18 protein-coding genes are annotated in these 18,316 nt (G+C 62.4%); 11 read left to right on the top strand and 7 right to left on the bottom strand.

The genetic code is table 11. The features are described from left to right. Positions 1 to 27: 27 nt before the first annotated feature. The gene (locus LIY45_RS08730; protein ID WP_226476016.1) at positions 28 to 969 is read left to right on the top strand and encodes an alpha/beta hydrolase; all 942 of its coding nucleotides are present in this window, start codon (positions 28 to 30) and stop codon (positions 967 to 969) included. Here the strand turns inward: LIY45_RS08730 and LIY45_RS08735 are convergent. Together LIY45_RS08735 and LIY45_RS08740 are read right to left on the bottom strand one after the other, a co-directional pair. Continuing rightward, positions 932 to 2,398, bottom strand: a complete 1,467-nt coding sequence (locus tag LIY45_RS08735; RefSeq protein ID WP_226476017.1) for a HAMP domain-containing sensor histidine kinase — start codon at positions 2,396 to 2,398, stop codon at positions 932 to 934. The two genes, LIY45_RS08730 and LIY45_RS08735, sit on opposite strands and share 38 nt — an antisense overlap. Then, positions 2,395 to 3,105 (bottom strand): response regulator transcription factor, encoded by a 711-nt coding sequence (locus LIY45_RS08740; protein ID WP_003217086.1) that lies wholly within the window; start codon positions 3,103 to 3,105, stop codon positions 2,395 to 2,397. Before LIY45_RS08740 ends, LIY45_RS08735 begins: the two co-directional genes overlap by 4 nt. Before the next feature lie 300 nt (positions 3,106 to 3,405). Here LIY45_RS08740 and msrB point away from each other — a divergent pair, with 300 nt between their 5' ends. The 3 genes from msrB to msrA all read left to right on the top strand — a co-directional run bounded on the left by msrB (position 3,406) and on the right by msrA (position 6,543). Continuing rightward, positions 3,406 to 3,918 (top strand): peptide-methionine (R)-S-oxide reductase MsrB, encoded by a 513-nt coding sequence (gene msrB / locus LIY45_RS08745; protein WP_226476018.1) that lies wholly within the window; start codon positions 3,406 to 3,408, stop codon positions 3,916 to 3,918. A 29-nt stretch (positions 3,919 to 3,947) separates the two neighbouring features. Further along, complete coding sequence (locus tag LIY45_RS08750) at positions 3,948 to 5,705, top strand: cytochrome c biogenesis protein DipZ (RefSeq protein ID WP_226476019.1); 1,758 nt, start codon at positions 3,948 to 3,950, stop codon at positions 5,703 to 5,705. 142 nt (positions 5,706 to 5,847) lie between these two features. Then, positions 5,848 to 6,543, top strand: coding sequence for a peptide-methionine (S)-S-oxide reductase MsrA (gene msrA, locus LIY45_RS08755; protein ID WP_226476020.1), 696 nt, complete (start codon positions 5,848 to 5,850; stop codon positions 6,541 to 6,543). Positions 6,544 to 6,547: 4 nt separating this feature from the next. Here the strand turns inward: msrA and LIY45_RS08760 are convergent, their stop codons facing one another. From LIY45_RS08760 to LIY45_RS08770, 3 genes are all read right to left on the bottom strand, one after another. Beyond that, positions 6,548 to 6,979, bottom strand: a complete 432-nt coding sequence (locus LIY45_RS08760; RefSeq protein WP_010169367.1) for a nuclear transport factor 2 family protein — start codon at positions 6,977 to 6,979, stop codon at positions 6,548 to 6,550. Between the two features lie 220 nt (positions 6,980 to 7,199). Then, positions 7,200 to 8,150, bottom strand: coding sequence for an alpha-E domain-containing protein (locus LIY45_RS08765; RefSeq protein WP_226476021.1), 951 nt, complete (start codon positions 8,148 to 8,150; stop codon positions 7,200 to 7,202). Between the two features lie 2 nt (positions 8,151 to 8,152). After that, a complete protein-coding gene (locus tag LIY45_RS08770) occupies positions 8,153 to 9,562 on the bottom strand; it encodes a circularly permuted type 2 ATP-grasp protein (protein WP_026078259.1) in 1,410 nt (469 codons plus the stop codon). A 399-nt stretch (positions 9,563 to 9,961) separates the two neighbouring features. Here LIY45_RS08770 and LIY45_RS08775 point away from each other — a divergent pair, with 399 nt between their 5' ends. The 3 genes from LIY45_RS08775 (at position 9,962) to LIY45_RS08785 (ending at position 10,944) form a co-directional block, all read left to right on the top strand. Next, the gene (locus LIY45_RS08775; protein WP_017479742.1) at positions 9,962 to 10,507 is read left to right on the top strand and encodes a hypothetical protein; all 546 of its coding nucleotides are present in this window, start codon (positions 9,962 to 9,964) and stop codon (positions 10,505 to 10,507) included. Positions 10,508 to 10,579: 72 nt separating this feature from the next. Next, on the top strand, positions 10,580 to 10,792 hold the full coding sequence (locus LIY45_RS08780; protein ID WP_003217072.1) for a hypothetical protein: 213 nt from the start codon (positions 10,580 to 10,582) through the stop codon (positions 10,790 to 10,792). Between the two features lie 11 nt (positions 10,793 to 10,803). Next, positions 10,804 to 10,944, top strand: a complete 141-nt coding sequence (locus tag LIY45_RS08785; RefSeq protein ID WP_017479743.1) for a hypothetical protein — start codon at positions 10,804 to 10,806, stop codon at positions 10,942 to 10,944. Positions 10,945 to 10,947: 3 nt separating this feature from the next. On the opposite strand, the gene LIY45_RS08790 is transcribed toward LIY45_RS08785, so the two are convergent. Beyond that, positions 10,948 to 12,294: a sodium:proton antiporter gene (locus tag LIY45_RS08790; protein WP_226476022.1), complete on the bottom strand. Its 1,347-nt coding sequence runs from the start codon at positions 12,292 to 12,294 to the stop codon at positions 10,948 to 10,950. A gap of 57 nt (positions 12,295 to 12,351) precedes the next feature. Continuing rightward, a complete protein-coding gene (locus LIY45_RS08795; RefSeq protein WP_226476023.1) occupies positions 12,352 to 13,278 on the bottom strand; it encodes a LysR family transcriptional regulator in 927 nt (308 codons plus the stop codon). Positions 13,279 to 13,389: 111 nt separating this feature from the next. Between LIY45_RS08795 and LIY45_RS08800 the strand changes: the two genes are divergently transcribed. From LIY45_RS08800 to LIY45_RS08820, 4 genes are all read left to right on the top strand, one after another. Next, positions 13,390 to 14,373 carry an aldo/keto reductase gene (locus LIY45_RS08800; RefSeq protein WP_226476024.1) on the top strand — a complete coding sequence of 328 codons (984 nt, stop codon included), beginning with the start codon at positions 13,390 to 13,392 and terminating at the stop codon, positions 14,371 to 14,373. 69 nt (positions 14,374 to 14,442) lie between these two features. Further along, the gene (locus LIY45_RS08805) at positions 14,443 to 15,234 is read left to right on the top strand and encodes a CDP-diacylglycerol diphosphatase (protein WP_226476025.1); all 792 of its coding nucleotides are present in this window, start codon (positions 14,443 to 14,445) and stop codon (positions 15,232 to 15,234) included. A 103-nt stretch (positions 15,235 to 15,337) separates the two neighbouring features. Further along, complete coding sequence (locus LIY45_RS30770) at positions 15,338 to 17,332, top strand: aminotransferase class I/II-fold pyridoxal phosphate-dependent enzyme (RefSeq protein ID WP_275948700.1); 1,995 nt, start codon at positions 15,338 to 15,340, stop codon at positions 17,330 to 17,332. A 25-nt stretch (positions 17,333 to 17,357) separates the two neighbouring features. After that, positions 17,358 to 18,194, top strand: coding sequence for a transporter substrate-binding domain-containing protein (locus LIY45_RS08820; protein WP_026078261.1), 837 nt, complete (start codon positions 17,358 to 17,360; stop codon positions 18,192 to 18,194). Positions 18,195 to 18,316 lie beyond the last annotated feature (122 nt).

The raw sequence follows: 18,316 nt of genomic DNA on the forward strand, positions 1-18,316 counted from the left end.
AAGCGTCTGCACACAAGGAACCCAGTGATGAGCGAAATCCAGCAGCAGAAGGTCAAGGTCAACGGCATTGAGTTGAATGTACACGTCGCCGGCCCCGAGAGCGGCCCGCCGGTGTGGTTGCTGCATGGGTTTCCCGAGTGCTGGCACTCCTGGCGCGAGCAGATCCCGGCGCTGGTGGCCCAGGGTTATCGGGTGTTTGTCCCGGAAATGCGCGGCTATGGACAATCCAGCGCGCCGCCGGAAGTGGCCGACTATGACCTGCTGACCCTGTGCGCCGATATCCAGGGCGCCATGGACCTGTTCGGGCATCGTCGGGTCGTCATGATGGGCCATGACTGGGGCGCCGTGGTGGCCTGGCACCTGGCGTTGCTGGAGCCAGAGCGCGTCAGCCAGCTGGTGACGATGTCGGTACCGTTCGCCGGACGCTCCCGCAGGCCGGTGATCGAGATCATGCGCGAGCTGTACGCCGATCGCTTCAATTACATCCTGTACTTCCAGGCACCGGGCGTGGCCGAAAAGGAACTGGATGCCGATATCGAGCGGACATTACGGCTGTTCATGCAGGACCAGGACGTTTTCCTGCAGAAGAAACCCGCCAGCGCGAAGCTGCTGGAAGGTGTGCCGCTGCCGGCCAAGCTCCCGGCCTGGTGCAGCCAGCAGGACCTCGACGTGTATGTTCGGACCTTCGCCAATGACGGCTTTCGCGGCCCTTTGAACTGGTACCGCAACTTCGAACGCAACTGGCAGCGCACTGAGTTCCTCGCCGGCAGGCAGGTGCTGCAGCCGACGCTGTTCCTGATCGGTGACCGCGACCCGGTCGGCGTGTTCGAAGCCCACACCCTCAAGCGCATGCCCGAGGTCGTGCCGAACCTGCAACAAAGCGTCCTGGCCAACTGCGGTCACTGGATTCAGAACGAACAGGGGCCCAAGGTCAACGAACGGCTGCTCGGGTTTCTAGGGCGAACGTGAACGTCGCGCCGCGCCCTGGCACATCGATCAGGCGGATTTCCTGACCGTGCAGTTGCAGGATCCGGTGCACGATGCGCAAGCCCAGGCCGCCATCGCGTCGAGCCCCCCCAATGGTGAAGGCGCGCAGGAACAGGCCTTCGCGCAGATCCGGCGAAATCCCGGGGCCGCTGTCGCTCACCGTGACTTCAACAAAACCGGACTTGGGGGCCAGGGTCACTTCAACTTCGCCATTGGGCGGCGTATGGCGCAGGGCGTTATCCAGCAGGTTGGTGAGTACTCGTTCGATCAGGCCCAGGTCGGCCAATACGGTGGGCACCACCGGCGGCAGGCTGGCGGTGAGGGTGATCGCCCGGGCTTCCGCGGTGAGTTCGAACTTCTGGAAGATGTCCTGCACCAGGTCGGGTAGCGAAAAGCCCTCGATAACTGGCTGCACAAACCCGTGTTCCAGGCGTACCAGTTCCAGCAGCGACTGGGCCAGCCCGCCCACCTTGCGGCTCTGGTCGAGGGCGATGCCCAGGTAGCGCCGGCGTTCCTGCGGGGTCAGGCTGGCGTCCTTCAGGGACAGGGTTTCCAGGTAGCCATGCAAGGAGGCCAGCGGTGTGCGCAGGTCGTGGGAAATATTGGCGACCATCTCCCGGCGTTCCTGCTCTTGGTGGGTGATGGCGCGCCACTGTTCACCCAGGCGGTTCTCCATCTGCACGAAGGCGTGGTCGAGCACGGCGATTTCATCCTGGCTGGCAACCTCGGGCGCCACGGCCTGCGGGACTTTCGGTGCGCCGTTGATATCGAACTGGCCGACCTTCTCGGTCAGTTGTCGCAAGGGCCGGGTGATCCAGGCAAATGCGGTCAAGCCGGCCAACAGGCACAGCAACGCCACCAGGGCGATGGACCACAGGGCGATGTTCAGTGCCATGCCGGTGGCATCCCGGGCGTCGAACACATCATGGGCTTCGCCCAGCAGCACCACATACAGGTAGCCGGCCTGCTGGCCGTTGACCCGCAGCGGCGCGGCGCTGAACACCTTGAGGCCGTCGACGCTGCGGGGGTCGTCGCCGAGGATCGGCAGCATCGCGCCGCTGAGGAAGCGACGCACTGGTTCCAGGTTGACCTGGTCGCGGCGCAGGTGGCCGCTGGGCGCAGCGTTGCCGACCACGCGCCCGTTAATGTCCAGCAGGTACACCTCGACACTCGGGTTGACCAGCATCAACTGGCTGAACAGGTTGCGCACCGCGTCCGGCTTGAGGCCGTCGGCGTCCATCAATTGCGTATCCCGGGCGATGTGCGCGGCGAGGTCGCGGGACAGGCCTTGCACCACTTCCAGTTCGTGCATGTGGTTGGAGCGCACTTGCAGCCAGGCCGACGTGCCGCTGCAAATCAGCAGCAACAGCGCGAACACCAGGGACAGGCGCTGGGTAAGGGTCAGCCTCATGCCGATTGCTCGGCAAATTTGTAGCCACGGCCCCACACCGTGAGGATGCGCGCCGGGTTGGCCGGATCGGCCTCGACCTTGGCCCGCAGGCGGTTGATATGGGTGTTGACGGTGTGTTCGTAACCTTCGTGGCTGTAGCCCCACACGGCGTTGAGCAGGTCCATGCGCGAGAATACCTTGCCCGGTTGGCGGGCGAAAAAGTACAGCAGGTCGAATTCCCGGGGCGTGAGGTCCAGCCTCTGGCCTTGCAGGGTGGCGTCACGGGTCAGCGGATTGATGAACAACTGGCCGAGGTCGAGGCTGCCGGCGTCCATCTTCAAGTTGCGCGCCATGGCGTCGACCCGGCGCAGCAGCGCCTTGACCCGCGCCACCAGCTCCGGCATGGAAAACGGCTTGGCCAGGTAGTCATCCGCCCCCAGTTCCAGGCCAAGGATGCGATGCAACTCGCTGGAGCGGGCACTGGTGATGATAATCGGCGTGTAGCGCGTCATCGCCCGGGCCCGCCGGCAGATCTCCAGGCCGTCGACGCCGGGCAGCATCAGGTCCAGGATCAACGCATCCCAGCCGCCTTGCTCCAGCAGGCGCAGGCCTTCGTCACCATCGGCACTGTGAACCACCTCGAACTGCTCGTCCCGCAGGTGCAGGCAGATCAAATCGGCAATATGCGCATCGTCCTCGACCACCAGGACACGTTTGGGCTGATCCATTGATAAAAACCTGTCTTCTTGATTCGCGCATTGTGCGGCTTTTGCAACAGTGTAGTTATCACGAATTGTTTAACTCTGCGTGAGGATTCCGCGACCACCCCGGGCCTAACCTTACTCATCGCAATGGCAACAGTACGCCCCCCCATTGTGGCGAGGGAGCTTGCTCCCGCTGGGTCGCGCAGCGGCCCCAAAAAAGCCGGGAGCGCTACGCACTCCAGCGGGAGCAAGCTCCCTCGCCACCGTTTGTTTGTCAGCCATAGGGGGTTGGCCAGCCATCAGCACTTGTGTGAGGAGAAAGTCATGTATACGCGTCGACAAATGCTGCTGGCCGGCGGCGGCCTTGGGCTTGCGGTTATCGCCGGTGGCCTGCTGCAGAAAATCAACGCCGGCCCCGCCCTGATCGCCGAAGCCGAAGCCGCCGAACATTTCGAAGTCAGCCACACCGACGCCGAATGGCGCACCCTGCTGACCGCCGAGCAATACGCGATCCTGCGGGAGGAGGGCACCGAGCGCCCCTACAGCAGCGCCCTCAACAGCGAGCACCGCAACGGCATTTTCGCCTGCGCCGGTTGCGCATTGCCCCTGTATGCCTCAGCCACCAAATTCGAAAGCCACACCGGCTGGCCCAGTTTCTGGCAACCCCTGGAAAACGCCGTGGCCAGCCACGTCGATACCTCCTTCGGGGTGGTACGCAAGGAAATCCACTGTCGGCGCTGCGGCGGTCATCAGGGCCACGTGTTCGATGACGGCCCGGCACCCACCGGCCTGCGCTATTGCATGAACGGCGCAGCCATGACGTTCACCGCGGCTTAATTCAATGTCGACTTATAAGGGAATACCCCATGTGGCTTTTGGTTCTCGCGTATCTGGGCGGCGTGTTGACGATTGTCAGCCCGTGCATCCTGCCGGTTCTGCCTTTTGTCTTCGCTCGCACCGGGCAGCCGTTTTTGCGCAGTGGCTTGCCGCTGCTGCTGGGGATGGCGATGACCTTCGCCCTGGTCGCCTCGCTCGCGGCGGTGGGCGGCGGTTGGGTGGTGCAAGTCAATCAGTACGGTCGCTGGCTCGCGTTGCTGTTTGTTGCGCTATTCGGGCTGACCTTGCTGCTGCCCAGTCTGTCGGAACGCCTGACCCGGCCCCTGGTGGCCGCGGGCAGTCGCCTCTCGGAAGCCGCCGGGGCCGATTCGCGGCCGCGTCCGGGCGCATCGTTCCTGATCGGCGTGGCCACCGGGCTGCTGTGGGCACCGTGCGCGGGGCCCATCCTGGGGTTGGTGCTGACGGGCGCCGCGCTGCAAGGCGCCAGTATCGGCACTACCTTGCTCTTGCTGGCCTACGCCGCAGGTGCTGCCACCTCCCTGGCCTTGGCGTTGCTGGTCGGCGGTAAAGTCTTTGGCTTCATGAAGCGCTCCCTGGGCGCGGGTGAATGGCTGCGCCGTGGCCTGGGTGCGCTGATGCTGGCGGGTGTGGCGGCGATTGCCCTGGGCCTGGACACCGGCATCCTGGCCCGCTTGTCGACGGCGTCGACCGGTGGCCTGGAACAAAGCCTGGTGGAAAAACTCAGCGCCAAGCCTGAACAGAAGAGCGGGGCGATGATGGCCGGTGGCGCGATGATGGCCGCCAACCACAGCGACACGCTGCCGGTGGAAGGCCAGTTGCCAGCGCTGGACGGTGCAGTGCAATGGCTCAACTCCGAGCCACTGACCGCCGAGGCGTTGAAGGGCAAGGTGGTGCTGGTGGATTTCTGGACCTACTCCTGCATCAACTGCCTGCGCACCTTGCCGTACGTCAAGGCCTGGGCCGAGAAGTACCGCGACCAGGGCCTGGTGGTGATCGGTGTGCACGCTCCGGAATTCGCTTTCGAGCGCGACGTGAACAACGTCACCAAGGCCATGAAGGACCTGGGCATCACCTACCCGGTGGCCATCGATAACAACTACAAGATCTGGCGCGCGTTCAATAACCAGTACTGGCCGGCGCACTACTTTGCCGATGCCAAGGGCCAGATCCGCTACCACCATTTTGGCGAGGGTGACTACGCCGAGTCCGAACGGGTGATCCAGCAACTGCTGCGTGAGGCGGGCGCTACCAAGGTGGCGGGCGGCTTGATCGAAGCCGACGCCAAGGGCATCCAGGCCGCACCGGACATGAACGAAGTGCAGTCGCCGGAAACCTACCTGGGCTTCCAGCGCGCCGAGAACTTCGTGACCACCGGCACCCTGGGTACCGACAAAGTCGTGAACTACCCGTCAGCCGGCAATCTCGCGCTGAATAACTGGACCCTGGAAGGCCAATGGAACGTCGGCGGCCAGCAAGCCACCCTCGCGGCGGCCCACGGCAAGATCGTCTACCGCTTCCACGCCCGTGACCTGCACCTGGTGCTGGGCCCAGGCGCCGACGGCAAGCCGGTGCGCTTCAAGGTCAGCATAGACGGGCAGGCGCCGGGGGATGCCCATGGCACCGACGTTGCTCCGGATGGCAGTGGCACGGTGACTGAGCAGCGCTTGTACCAGCTTGTTCGTCAGCCGGGGGCGGTCAAGGACCGGACCTTCACCATCGAGTTTCTAGACCCGCAAGTGGCGGCCTACGCCTTCACCTTCGGCTAACCCATAGCGAAATTCTGCAGGGTTAATCCGATCAATGTGGGAGCTGGCTTGCCTGGGATAGCGATGTTGAATTCACCGCCGCCATCGCAGGCAAGCCACCCACAGTTGACCGCGTTTATTCTGATGTTTCGGAGTGACTGAGATGAAACTGCTTAAGTACTTACCGGCCCTTGCCTTCGCTGCCTTTGTCGGCCACAGCTCGGCGTTCTCTTTCGGCCCGTCCGACGACGCGGTGGTGATTGCGCCGCCGGCCATAGACCTGCCGGCAAACGGCAGCACCCTGCAAACCGCCGTGTTCGCTGGTGGCTGCTTCTGGGGCGTGCAGGGTGTGTTCCAGCATGTGCAAGGGGTGAAAAATGCGGTCTCCGGCTATGACGGCGGCGCGGCCAGCACCGCCCAATACGAAAGCGTCAGCGGCGGCGATACTGGCCACGCCGAATCCGTCTCGGTGACCTACGACCCGAGCAAGGTCAGCTACGGCAAGCTGCTGCAGATCTACTTCTCGGTGGCCCACAACCCTACGGAACTCAACCGCCAGGGCCCGGACAGCGGCACCCAGTACCGCTCGGCGATCTTCGTCCAGAACGCCGAACAGCAAACAGTCGCCCAGGCCTACATCGCTCAACTCGACGCCGCCAAGGCCTTCGACAAGCCGATCGTGACCACCATCGAAATGGGCAAGGCCTTCTACCCGGCGGAGTCCTACCATCAGGACTTCCTGACGGAAAACCCGTCGTACCCCTACATTGTGATCAACGACCTGCCCAAGGTGGCCCAGCTGAAAAAACTGTTCCCTGAGCAGTACCGCGCAGAACCGGTGCTGGTGAAAAACCAGTAGACATTCAGCCCTTGGCTTTCGCCAGGTAAGGCGCCAGGCGCCGGCCCATTTCCTCACCGAGGGCTTGCAGCCCGCTCAAGGGGCGGATCATCACTTCAAACTCGATGATCTGCCCTTGTTCGTTAAAGCGTATCAAGTCGATGCCCTTGAGCTGCTTGTCACCCACCCGCGCGCTGAACTCCAGCACCACGCTTTGACCGTCGGCGGTGGCCAGCTCACGGTGGTAGGTGAAGTCTTCAAAGACGTTGAACACGGTGTTGAGGATCATCGACACCACGGGCGCGCCGGGGTAGGGCGTGTGGGCCATGGGCGAGCGGAAGACTGCGTCGGGGGCCAGCAATTCGGGCAGGGCCTTGAGGTCACCGGCAACGAGCATGGCGTGCCAGCGCTTGAGGCTGTGGGCGGCCTGGGGAGAGAGGTTCAGTTGTTCGGACATGTTGGGCACCTGTTCTTATGATGGGCGGGGCGTTGCACCCCACCAACATAAGAGCGGCACCAGGGCCGGATCAATGATCCGAAATGACAGTTACATGATTGAGCCGCACATCACAGCCGTCACGATCGTTCCTGCGCTCTGCGTCCGCTTTTGAAGGCGTGACGCGGAGCGTCACCGGATTCATTCCCACGCGGAGCGTGGGAACGATCACAGCCGCACATCAGATCACTTCCAGGTAGGAGCTATGAATCGCCCGAGCCAACTCCCGCACGGTGTCGATAAATTCCGTCAGCCGGCTGTGGAGTCCGTCCTCCAGAATTTCATCAATCCCGGTATACCGCAGCCGCGCTTCAAACTCCGCCGCCAAACGCTGGGCCGTACGCCCATAACTCCCCGGCAGGTCCGCCAGGATATGGCTCAACTCCTCGATACACGCATGCAACGAGCGCGGCACATCACTGCGCAACAGCAATAACTCCGACACCGACCGCGCATTCAACGCGTTCGGGTACAGCTCGGTGTACGCCTCAAAGGAAGACAGCGCCCGTAACAGCGCGCTCCACTGGTAATACCCGCGTGCCGAGAGATCGCTGACTTCTTCGGACTCTTCGCCAAACATCTCGTACCGCGCATCCAGCAGGCGCAAGGTGTTATCCGCCCGCTCGACAAAGGTGCCGAGCCGAATAAACCGATAGGCGTCGTTGCGCATGATTGTCCCGGATGTCGCCCCACGGAACAGGTGCGAGCGCTGCTTCACCCAGTCACAAAAGTGGCTGATGCCATGGCGGGCCAGGCCGCCGGCCGCGATGCTGCGCATCTCCAGCCAGGTGGCATTGAGGTTTTCCCACATATCGGCGGTGATCCGCCCACGTACCGCGTGGGCATTACCCCGCGCCGCCCGCAGGCAGTTATAGATGCTCGCCGGGTTTTCCTCGTCGAGGGCGAAGAAATGCAACATGCGCTCGGCGTCCAGTTGCTGGTGGCGTTCCAGGTAACTGTCCAGGGTGCCGCTGCTGAGCAGCGACATGGCCAGCTCGTCGAGCCCGTCACTGCGCCCGGCCTGGGGCATCAACGACAGCGAATAACTGACTTCGAGCATGCGGGCCAGGTTCTCGGCCCGCTCCAGGTAACGGGACATCCAATACAGATCTGCGGCGGTTCTACTCAGCATATTCAGCCCTCCACCACCCAGGTGTCCTTGGTTCCGCCGCCTTGCGACGAGTTGACGATCAATGAGCCTTCGCGCAGTGCCACGCGGGTCAAGCCTCCGGGCACCAGGCGGGTTTCCTTGCCCGAGAGCACGAAGGGCCGCAGGTCGATATGCCGCGGCGCGATGCCGTTTTCAACAAAGGTCGGGCAGGTGGACAGGCTCAAGGTCGGTTGGGCGATGTAGGCGTGGGGGCGGGCCTTGATGCGTTGCCGGAAGTCCTCGATTTCGGCCGCAGTGGACGCAGGGCCCACCAGCATGCCGTAGCCGCCGGAGCCCTGGGTTTCCTTGACCACCAGTTCCGGCAGGTGCGCCAGCACGTGGGACAGCTCATCGGGCTTGCGGCACTGGAAAGTCGGCACGTTTTGCAGGATCGGCTCTTCATCCAGGTAGAAGCGGATCATTTCCGGCACATAGGGGTAGATCGACTTGTCATCCGCCACGCCGGTGCCGATGGCATTCGCCAGTACTACGTTGCCGGCGCAGTAGGCGGCGACCAGGCCGGGCACGCCGAGCATCGAGTCGGGGTTGAAGGCTTGCGGGTCGAGGAAGGCGTCGTCAATACGGCGGTAGATCACATCAACGGCCTTCGGGCCATCGGTGGTGCGCATGAATACCTTGAGGTCGTGCACGAACAGGTCGGCGCCTTCCACCAGTTCCACGCCCATTTCCCGGGCCAGGAACGCATGTTCAAAAAACGCGCTGTTAAAGCGGCCCGGCGTCAGCACCACCACGTTGGGGTTGTCCAGGCGGCTGGCGCTTTTCAGGGTCTTGAGCAGCAGGTTGGGGTAGTGGTCCACCGGGGCGATGCGTTGCTTGGCGAACACCTCCGGGAACAGGCGCATCATCATCTTGCGGTCTTCGAGCATGTAGCTCACGCCGCTGGGAGTGCGCAGGTTGTCTTCGAGCACGTAGTAGGTGCCGTCGCCATCGCGCACCAGGTCGACCCCGGAGATGTGCGAGTAGATATCGCGGTGCAGGTCCAGTCCAACCATGGCTTTCTGGTAACCCTCGTTACCGAGGACCTGCTCGGCGGGAATGATCCCGGCCTTGATGATGCGCTGGTCGTGGTAGATGTCGGCGAGGAACATGTTCAGCGCATTCACCCGCTGGATACAGCCGCGTTCGATGACGCTCCACTCACTGGCAGGGATGCTGCGGGGAATGATGTCGAAGGGGATCAGGCGCTCGGTGTCCTGCTCGTCGCCATACAGGGTGAAGGTGATCCCGGCGCGGTGAAACAGCAGGTCGGCTTCACGGCGGCGCTGGGCCAGCAGTTCTGGCGGCGTATTGGCCAGCCAGCGGGAGAATTCCTGATAGTGCGCACGGCAAACGCCTTGTGCGTCATTCATTTCATCAAAGAAAGATCGAGCCATTCCAATTACCTTGTCAGTGCCGGGACTAACTGCGCTTTGGCACTGCCGCTTTAGAAAACGCATTTTTTTATGAGCCCGTGGCTGATGGTGCCAGCAGGCCTGGTCCTTACTTTCTTTTTGGGTGGGCTCTGGGTCGGGGGGTAACGATTGCTCCTGTATCCGGGCAGATGAATGGATAAAGCAATGCCTGTGCCGAAATCCCTGTAGGAGCGAGCTTGCTCGCGAAAAACCTGAGAACGCCACGTTCAGTCAGGATGCCAGCATTCTCGTTGACGCCCTTCGCGAGCAAGCTCGCTCCTACAGGGGGCGGGGCGCGCCCCAAATTGGCGCATGAACAAACTTGAACTTCGCGCCGGCCCGATTCTTCTAATGGGTCTCAGTCCAGCACGGAGCACGGATGTGCCCAGAATCATTTCACCCGACACGCCGGAATCGAGCCTGACCGACCACAGCGAACACAACGCGAAGATTTTCGGCTCGCCCAAGGACCGTCTCGATTTCTACCGGCGGGAGATCCAGTACGAGACCAGCATCCTGGCCAACCGTACCGACGCCTACCTCACGGCGCAGTCGTTCCTGGTGATCGCCTTCGTTTCCGGCATGGGCAACCTCAACCCGGAATGGGGCAAGCTGTTCACCCTGGTGGTGCCGGTATTCCTCGCGCTGCTGGGCATCCTCAGCTCCCTCAACGCCTGGCCGGGCATCCGGGCGGCCTACGACATCATTGATCACTGGCACTACAAGCAGAGCGAACTGCTGCGCAGCGAGCCGGTAATGGGCCTGGCTTACGATGAATCGCCGCTGTTCAGTGAGATGGAGTCATCCCACAAGGGCTATCGCAAATCGCTGTTGTTCTCGATGCGCGCGCCGTGGCTGTTCATGGTGTTCTGGGTAATCCTGGGGGCCTATGCGTTCTATATCCAGGTGGACAATCCTGGCTCGTAAGCAATTGGAACTTCACCGACCCCCACAGGACCTTACCTTTACGCAGTCTGCGTTTTCCAACAGAGGTGAGCCATGAGCACAGACAACGACCCGCAAACCAGCAACCGCAACGATCCCGCCATCGACCGCGGCGAACCGGCGCCAGGCACCGCGGCCGACGCACCGAAAGACCCGAAGCCTGCCAGTGACCCAAAGGCCAAGGAAAACGACTACAGTCCTGACTTCAAGCCCGAGCGCGAGCCCAAGCCTGAAACCGATGCCGATATCGATACCCAAGGCGGTTAGAGGAGACGGTCATGTCAGTTGAACTAGACGAAGACGATGAACTCAATGACCCGGGCAATGAAGACCCGGGTTCATTGATGGATGATGCCGAAGTACCCCTTAACGACCTGGATGATGCCGCCGACGTCGGCAACACCGAAAACCAGGAGTAGACGTCATTGTTGTGCCTGGGCACGTCGTTCATACCACGCCAGCATCGGCTGCGTGCTGAGACCATGAACGACGATGCTCAGGGCAATGACTGACAGCGTCAGGTTCACCGCCACCGCGCTGCTGGTGCCCACCAGCCCGTGGTTGATGGCATAGAACAGGTAGTAGATGCTGCCGATCCCGCGAATCCCGAACCAGCCCATCAACCCGCGCTGATGGCGATCCAGCAAGCGGCCCCAGGGCATCGACAGCACGCTGAGGGGGCGGATCACGCCAAACAGCAACGCGCCCACCGCCAGTGCCCGCCAGTCCCAATGGCTGACCAGTACCACCCCCAGCAGGGTCACCAGAAACACTTCCATGGAACGCTCCACCAGGCTGCCGAAGGCGAGCATGTCGCCCATCATCACCCCGGCGGCGATCTGCGTGTCCTGCAGTTGCCCGACGTCTCCATGCAACGCATGCTCCGGTTCCACTTCCATATGGCCAACCACGGGCTGGGCGAGGTGCTCGGCGGGGGTTTGTGAATTGCCGGTGGACTTGAACTCGGCCTGGCGCAGCCCGAGGCCGGCGGCGAATACCGACAGAAACCCATAGCCGCCGATGGCTTCGGCCACCACGTAGGCCAGGGCGATCAGGGCCAGCGTCAGGTAATCATTCGGTGACAGGGTGCTGTCGGCATTGGTGATCCGCATCTTCAGGGTGAGGCGACCGATGCCCCGGCCCATCCAATACCCAACCAGCAGCCCGGCAGGCACGGCCCAGAGCAGGTTTTTCAGGACCCAGCCGCCCAGCCAGTCACCGTCGAAGCCGCCGTGCTGCATGAAGATCAGCGCAAAGATCACGAAAGGGAAGGCCGTACCGTCGTTCAGTCCGGCCTCGCCTGAGAGGCCGAAACGCAGCGAGTCATAGTCCTGAGCGTTATTCACCTGCACCAGGCCCGCCAGCACCGGGTCGGTGGGCGCCAGAATCGCCCCCACCAACAGCGACACCCCCCACGACAACCCCAGCAGCCAATGCAACACCAGGCACGTGCCGAGGATGGTCAAGAGCATCACCGGACCGGCCATGCCAAAGGCAATGCGCCAGGTTCGGTGCTTGAGGGGCAGGCGCAGTTTCAGCCCGCTGACAAACAGCGAAAACAGCACCGCGACTTCCGTCAGGTGTTCCATCCAGCGGGCAGAGCCCTTGATGTCCAGGTGCAGCAGGTCCATGCCCAACGGGCCAATGCAGACACCCAGCAGCAGGCAGACCGCCGAGGTGGTGACGGGCATCCAGCGCAGGTAGGAGGAGGTTAGGGCGAGGATGAGCAACACTGCGCCGAGTACGGCCATCCACAGAATAAAAGTCATCAAGCGTGCACCGGGCCGTGGTCTATCCAGGTTTGAGGAGCGCGGCCCGGTGCAGGTTCAATGTGATTCCATCCACGGCGAGCCAGTGGTTTTCAGGCGAATCATGTCGATCAGTTGCCGCAACCCCGGCTGCGACTGCCGGCGGCTCGGGTAGTACATGCACAACGGCGCGCCGATACAGGTCCAGTCAGGCAGCACCTGCACCAGACGACCGTCGGCCAGCTCCGACAGCACGCGATTTTCCAGGCAATAGGCAATGCCCACGCCTTGCAGCGCCGCGTCGACGATGGTTTGTGTGTCCGCCGCACTGAAGTGGCCGGGCACGTCGAGGCGCTGCTGGCGGGCGCCGTTGCCCAGTTCCCACTTGTAGGTGGTCTTGTCCCCCAGGTACATGCGCACGCAGGAGTGCGCGAGCAAGTCCTTGGGTACCGAAGGCGTTCCGGCCTGCTTGAGATACGCGGGGGAAGCGACCATGATCCAGCGCAGCTCGCCGGTCAGCGGCACGGCCACCATGTCCTGGGGCACCGTAGCGCCATAGCGGATACCCGCGTCGTAGCCTTCGGCGACGATGTCGAGCATGCGGTCATCAATCATCACATCCAGGCGCAATTGCGGGTAAGCGCGGGTGAACTCACCCAGGATGGGCGAGACAAGCAACACCGCCGCATCCCGTGGCACATTCAGGCGTAGCCGGCCAATCGGTGCCTCGCGGTAAAGTCCAAGGGTATCGAGGCCGTCCTGAATCGTCGCAAAACCGGCACTGAGTTTTTCCGCCAGCACCGTCCCGGCATCGGTAGGCTCCACGGCGCGGCTGGTGCGGTAGAGCAACTTGACCCCCAGGCGGGTTTCCAGGTTGCGCATGGTGTGGCTCAGGGCCGAAGTGGTGACGCCCAGCTCATGGGCGGCATGCCGGAAACTGCGGCGACGGATGATCGCCATGAACACATTCAGGTCGGCCAACTCGGAACGGTTGAACGCAGCCATATCAAGCACCTTTTGTGGGGTTTGGGTTGCACGCGCCGTTGAGCCCGATTCAACCACGGATGATCTAGAGTAATCGTTTTTTTACTGATTGTTTCTGGCGGAGGCTTTTTCATGAGTATCGAAACCATCAAGATCCCGGGCATCGACAAGGCCGTCTCGCGGATTGCCCTGGGTACCTGGTCCATGGGCGGTTCGATGTGGGGCGGCGCCGACAATGAAGTGTCGATCAAGACCATTCGCCATGCCCTGGACAGCGGCATCAACTTTATCGACAGCGCGCCGGTCTACGGCCTCGGGCTGTCTGAAGAACTGATCGGCCGCGCGCTGCAGGGTGTGCGCCATAACGCCGTGATCGCCACCAAGGCCGGGCTGCAATGGGACGACGGCACCGTGCGCCGCAACGCCACGGCCCAGCGCATTCGCAAGGAAGTGGAAGACTCGCTGGTGCGCCTGGAAACCGACTACATCGACCTCTACCAGATTCACTGGCCCGACCCGCTGGTGACCCAGGAGGAGACCGCCTGCGAGCTGGAAAAACTGCGCCGCGAAGGCAAGATCCTCGCCGTGGGCGTGAGCAATTATTCGCCTGCGCAAATGGACGACTTCCGTCAGTACACCCACCTGGACACGGTGCAGCCACCCTACAACCTGTTCGAACGGGCGATCGACAGCGATATCCTGCCTTATGCCAAGCAAAACGCCCTGGTGGTATTGGCCTACGGCTCCCTGTGCCGGGGCCTGTTGACCGGCAGCATGCACGCCGCCACGCGCTTTAACGGGGATGATGTGCGCAAGCTCGACCCGAAATTCAAGGCGCCACGGTTTGAGCAATACCTGGCGGCGGTGGCGGCATTGGACGTGTATGCCCGCGAATGCCACGGCAAGTCAGTGCTGGCCCTGGCATTACGCTGGGTGCTGGACCAGGGCCCGACGATTGCGCTGTGGGGCGCCCGTCGTCCGGACCAACTGAAAGGCATCGAGGATGCATTCGGCTGGCAACTGAGTGCCGATGACCTGCAACATATCGACCGTATCCTCGCCAGCACGATAAAAGATCCGGTAGGGCCGGAATTCATGGCCCCTGCCCAGCGTTAACCTTTGCGACAGGGATGTCTGCGGCTGCAAAACAACAAAAGGCATCCCTTTGGCGTTGAGGTTTTTGGCATGAAGCGCAGTACCGTATTCAAGAGCGTCGGTGGTTTGCTGTGTGCAGTGGTGTTGGTGGGCGCCTGGAAATGGCGGGGCAATCCTGATGTGTTGTGGCAGATCGTCAGCCGCCAATGCGTGCCTGATCAGAACCAGCACCACAACCCCAGCCCCTGCCTCAAGGTCGACCCGGACAAGGGCTACGCGTTGCTCAAGGACCTCAACGGCCCGTATCAGGACTTGCTGATCCCCACCGATAAAGTCACCGGCATCGAAGACGTCGCCCTGACCCGTGACCTGTTGCCCCATTACTTTGCCCTGGCCTGGAAACACCACGACGTGCTCTCCGCCGGCCTGCAAACGCCGATTGCCGACCGCTATGTGTCCCTGGCGATCAACTCGCGGTATGGCCGCACGCAAAACCAGCTGCACATTCACATCGCCTGCCTGCGCCCCGACATTTTCAACACCCTCGACGAACGCGCCGCAACCCTCGACGAACACTGGCAAACCCTGCCGGTAAAACTGCTGGGGCACACCTACAGTGCCCGCACCTTGTCGGCGGCGGACTTCGACCAGCGTGACCCGTTGGCCATCCTGAACGACTACGTGCAGGCCCAGGGCGATGCCATGGCCAGCTACAGCTTGCTGGTGACACCGGGTGCGAACGGCAACTTCGTGCTGCTGACCACGCACTTGACCCTCAAGGAGTGGAACCTGGCCTCCGCCGAAGAACTGCAGGACCACCAGTGCAACCTGATGGGCAAACCACCACAACGACCTGTTTTAGCTGTTAACGACATCCCGTGAAATTTGCCGTTGAACGAGTGTTCAGTTTCAATTATGTTGGCTGCACCCCCTGCCTGGTAACAGGCGGGCTTGCGCTTTTTCTGATTGAACGAGAGGCACTGGCATGCGGTTTTCACCCTTTGTTGAGCGAATTGCAGGGCAGGGCGTAGCCGCCTGGGACATTCACCACGCCGCCTTCCAGGCCAGCAGCAAAGGCGAAGACATCATCATCCTGAGTGTCGGCGACCCGGATTTCGCCACACCTTCGTTCATCACCGACGCCGCCGTCGAGGCCCTGCGCCAGGGCGACACCCACTACACCGAAATCCCCGGCCGCCCGGCACTGCGCGAGGCCATCGCCGCCCGCTATAGCCAGTCCCTGGTTCGCCCGCTGAACGCTGAAAACGTCATCACCGTGGCCGGCGCACAGAACGCCTTATTCGTCACTTCACTGTGCCTGTTACAGGCCGGTGATGAAGTGCTTGTCCTCGACCCGATGTACGTCACCTACGAAGCCACCCTCAAGGCCAGCGGCGCGACGCTGGTGCGGGTGCCGTGTTCGGCCGACTCGGGCTTTCGCCTCGACCCGGCACTGCTGGCCGCTGCCATCACGCCGCGTACTCGGGCGATCTTCTTCTCCAACCCCAACAACCCCACCGGCGTGGTGCTCAATCCCCAGGAGCTGCAAGCGATTGCCGACCTGGCGATCGAGCATGAACTGTGGGTGGTGGTGGACGAGGTCTATGAAAGCCTGGTGTTCGATGGCGAGTACCACAGCCTGGCGGCGCTGCCGGGCATGGCCGAACGGTGCATCGTGATTGGCAGCCTGTCCAAATCCCACGCCATGACCGGCTGGCGCATCGGCTGGATCATGGCTGAACCTGCCATGGTGGCCCATGCGGAAACGCTGGTATTGAGCATGCTGTACGGCTTGCCAGGGTTTGTGATGGAGGCCGCGACCACCGCCGTGCTGGCCCACGATGAAGTCACCCAGGGCATGCGTGAAACCTACCGTCGCCGCCGCGACCTGGTGGTGGCAGGCCTCAGCGGTTGCCCGGGCATCCACGTACGCGCTCCGCAGGCCGGCATGTTTGTGCTGGTGGATGTGCGGGACACAGGCCTCAGCTCCCTGGATTTCGCCTGGCGCCTGTTTCGCGAAGCGGGGGTGTCCGTCTTGGATGCCGCTGCCTTCGGCGAACCGGCCCAGGGCTTTGTGCGGCTGTCGTTCACCTTGGGTGAAGCGCGGCTGGCCGAAGCCTGTGAACGCATCAGCCGCTTCGTCGCCAAGCTGTCCCGTGAACCACGAATAGAACCTGCGGCGAAAATCATCAGCGTGCAGCCGGTCGCGGCGAAGAAGATGATCGAGGTGCTCGACCTGCACAAACGCTTCGGCAATATCGAAGTGCTCAAGGGCATCTCCCTGACCGCCCACGAAGGCGAAGTGATCTCGCTGATCGGCGCCAGCGGCTCGGGCAAAAGCACCTTGCTGCGCTGCATCAACATGCTCGAGGTGCCGGACCAGGGCAGCATTCATGTCGACGGCGAAAGCATCAAACTCAACTATGGCCGGCCCGGCGCACCACTGGTGGCTGACGCCAAGCAGCTGGTGCGGATTCGCTCGACACTCGGCATGGTGTTCCAGAATTTCAACCTGTGGCCCCATCGCACGGTCCTGGAAAACCTTATCGAAGCGCCGATCCAGGTGCTGCGGGAAAGCCGGGCCGAAGCCATCGAACGCGCCGAAGCCTTGCTCGACCGGGTTGGCCTGGCCGCCAAGCGCAACGAATACCCGGCGTTCCTCTCCGGCGGCCAGCAGCAACGGGTGGCCATCGCCCGCGCCCTGGCCATGCGCCCCAAAGTGATGCTGTTCGACGAACCCACTTCGGCCCTCGACCCGGAACTGGTGGGCGAAGTGTTGCGGGTGATTCGCTCCCTGGCGGAAGAGGGCCGCACCATGATCCTGGTGACCCATGAAATGGCATTCGCCCGGGACGTGTCATCCAAAGTCGCGTTTTTGCACCAAGGCCTGATCGAGGAAACCGGCTCGCCGGACTCAGTGTTTATCGACCCACGCAGTGAACGTTGCCGGCAGTTCGTCAACGCGCATCAAACTCGCTAACTCCAAAAAAAGACGGGGCAAGATCATGAAATCCAAACGATTGGCACAGTGGTTGAGCAGTGCAGTGTTGATGCTGGCGGCAGGTACGGCGTTGGCGGCGGAGAAACCCATTGTGTTCGCCGTAGCGGCGGAACCCTACCCGCCGTTCACGGTGAAGGGCGGCAACGGTGAATGGTCCGGCTTTGAGGTGGACCTGATCCACAAGCTCTGCGGCTTGATGAAAGCCGAGTGTCAGATCAAGGAAGTGGCGTGGGACGGGATTATACCGTCGTTGCTGGCGAAGAAAATCGACGTGATTTTCTCTTCGATGTCGGTCACCGAGGAGCGCGAAAAACAGATCGCCTTCAGTCGCGCCTACTACGATTCGCTGCTGGGCATTGCCGGCCCCAAGGGCACCACCGTCGAGGTCACGCCGGCGGGGTTGAAGGGCAAGATCATCGGCGTGCAGATCTCCACCGTCAGCGCCAACTACCTGAAGAAGTACTACGAGAACATTGCTGACCTGAAGTACTACGACACCCAGGAATCGGCCAACGCCGACCTGATCGCCGGGCGCACCGACCTGATGATGGCCGACGGTGTCGCCATCGCCATGATGGTCAAGACCCCCGAAGCCCAGGGCCTGGCGGAAATCGCCGAAGTGCCTTACGACCCGATCATCGGCCGCGGCGTGGGGGCCGGCCTGCGCAAGGAAGACACCGAACTCAAGGCCCGCCTGGACAAGGCCATCGGTGAGTTGCTGGTGAGCAAGGACTACGCCGACCTGTCCCAGAGCGTGTTTGGGGTATCGGTCAGCCCGTGCAAAAGGGCCGACACGCCGGCCTATGTGAGCAAAGTCTGCGACAGCCCCTACACAAACTAACCCGGTAGAAAGGGAGTGCTTGTGGCGAGGGAGCTTGCTCCCGCTGGGGTGCGAAGCGCCCCCAAAAAATGGGCCTGCTGCGCAGTCCAGCGGGAGCAAGCTCCCTCGCCACAGCAAGCTCC

The sequence above is a fragment of the Pseudomonas sp. MWU16-30323 genome (assembly GCF_020515595.1).
Taxonomy (GTDB): Bacteria; Pseudomonadota; Gammaproteobacteria; order Pseudomonadales; family Pseudomonadaceae; genus Aquipseudomonas; species Aquipseudomonas yamanorum.

Excerpts from the sequence above, each read along its gene's own strand:
- LIY45_RS08730 (WP_226476016.1), top strand. The coding sequence starts at position 28 with ATGAGCGAAATCCAGCAGCAGAAGGTCAAGGTCAACGGCATTGAGTTG.
- LIY45_RS08735 (WP_226476017.1), bottom strand. The coding sequence starts at position 2,398 with ATGAGGCTGACCCTTACCCAGCGCCTGTCCCTGGTGTTCGCGCTGTTG.
- LIY45_RS08740 (WP_003217086.1), bottom strand. The coding sequence starts at position 3,105 with ATGGATCAGCCCAAACGTGTCCTGGTGGTCGAGGACGATGCGCATATT.
- msrB (WP_226476018.1), top strand. The coding sequence starts at position 3,406 with ATGTATACGCGTCGACAAATGCTGCTGGCCGGCGGCGGCCTTGGGCTT.
- LIY45_RS08750 (WP_226476019.1), top strand. The coding sequence starts at position 3,948 with ATGTGGCTTTTGGTTCTCGCGTATCTGGGCGGCGTGTTGACGATTGTC.
- msrA (WP_226476020.1), top strand. The coding sequence starts at position 5,848 with ATGAAACTGCTTAAGTACTTACCGGCCCTTGCCTTCGCTGCCTTTGTC.
- LIY45_RS08760 (WP_010169367.1), bottom strand. The coding sequence starts at position 6,979 with ATGTCCGAACAACTGAACCTCTCTCCCCAGGCCGCCCACAGCCTCAAG.
- LIY45_RS08765 (WP_226476021.1), bottom strand. The coding sequence starts at position 8,150 with ATGCTGAGTAGAACCGCCGCAGATCTGTATTGGATGTCCCGTTACCTG.
- LIY45_RS08770 (WP_026078259.1), bottom strand. The coding sequence starts at position 9,562 with ATGGCTCGATCTTTCTTTGATGAAATGAATGACGCACAAGGCGTTTGC.
- LIY45_RS08780 (WP_003217072.1), top strand. The coding sequence starts at position 10,580 with ATGAGCACAGACAACGACCCGCAAACCAGCAACCGCAACGATCCCGCC.
- LIY45_RS08785 (WP_017479743.1), top strand. The coding sequence starts at position 10,804 with ATGTCAGTTGAACTAGACGAAGACGATGAACTCAATGACCCGGGCAAT.
- LIY45_RS08790 (WP_226476022.1), bottom strand. The coding sequence starts at position 12,294 with ATGACTTTTATTCTGTGGATGGCCGTACTCGGCGCAGTGTTGCTCATC.
- LIY45_RS08795 (WP_226476023.1), bottom strand. The coding sequence starts at position 13,278 with ATGGCTGCGTTCAACCGTTCCGAGTTGGCCGACCTGAATGTGTTCATG.
- LIY45_RS08800 (WP_226476024.1), top strand. The coding sequence starts at position 13,390 with ATGAGTATCGAAACCATCAAGATCCCGGGCATCGACAAGGCCGTCTCG.
- LIY45_RS08805 (WP_226476025.1), top strand. The coding sequence starts at position 14,443 with ATGAAGCGCAGTACCGTATTCAAGAGCGTCGGTGGTTTGCTGTGTGCA.
- LIY45_RS30770 (WP_275948700.1), top strand. The coding sequence starts at position 15,338 with ATGCGGTTTTCACCCTTTGTTGAGCGAATTGCAGGGCAGGGCGTAGCC.
- LIY45_RS08820 (WP_026078261.1), top strand. The coding sequence starts at position 17,358 with ATGAAATCCAAACGATTGGCACAGTGGTTGAGCAGTGCAGTGTTGATG.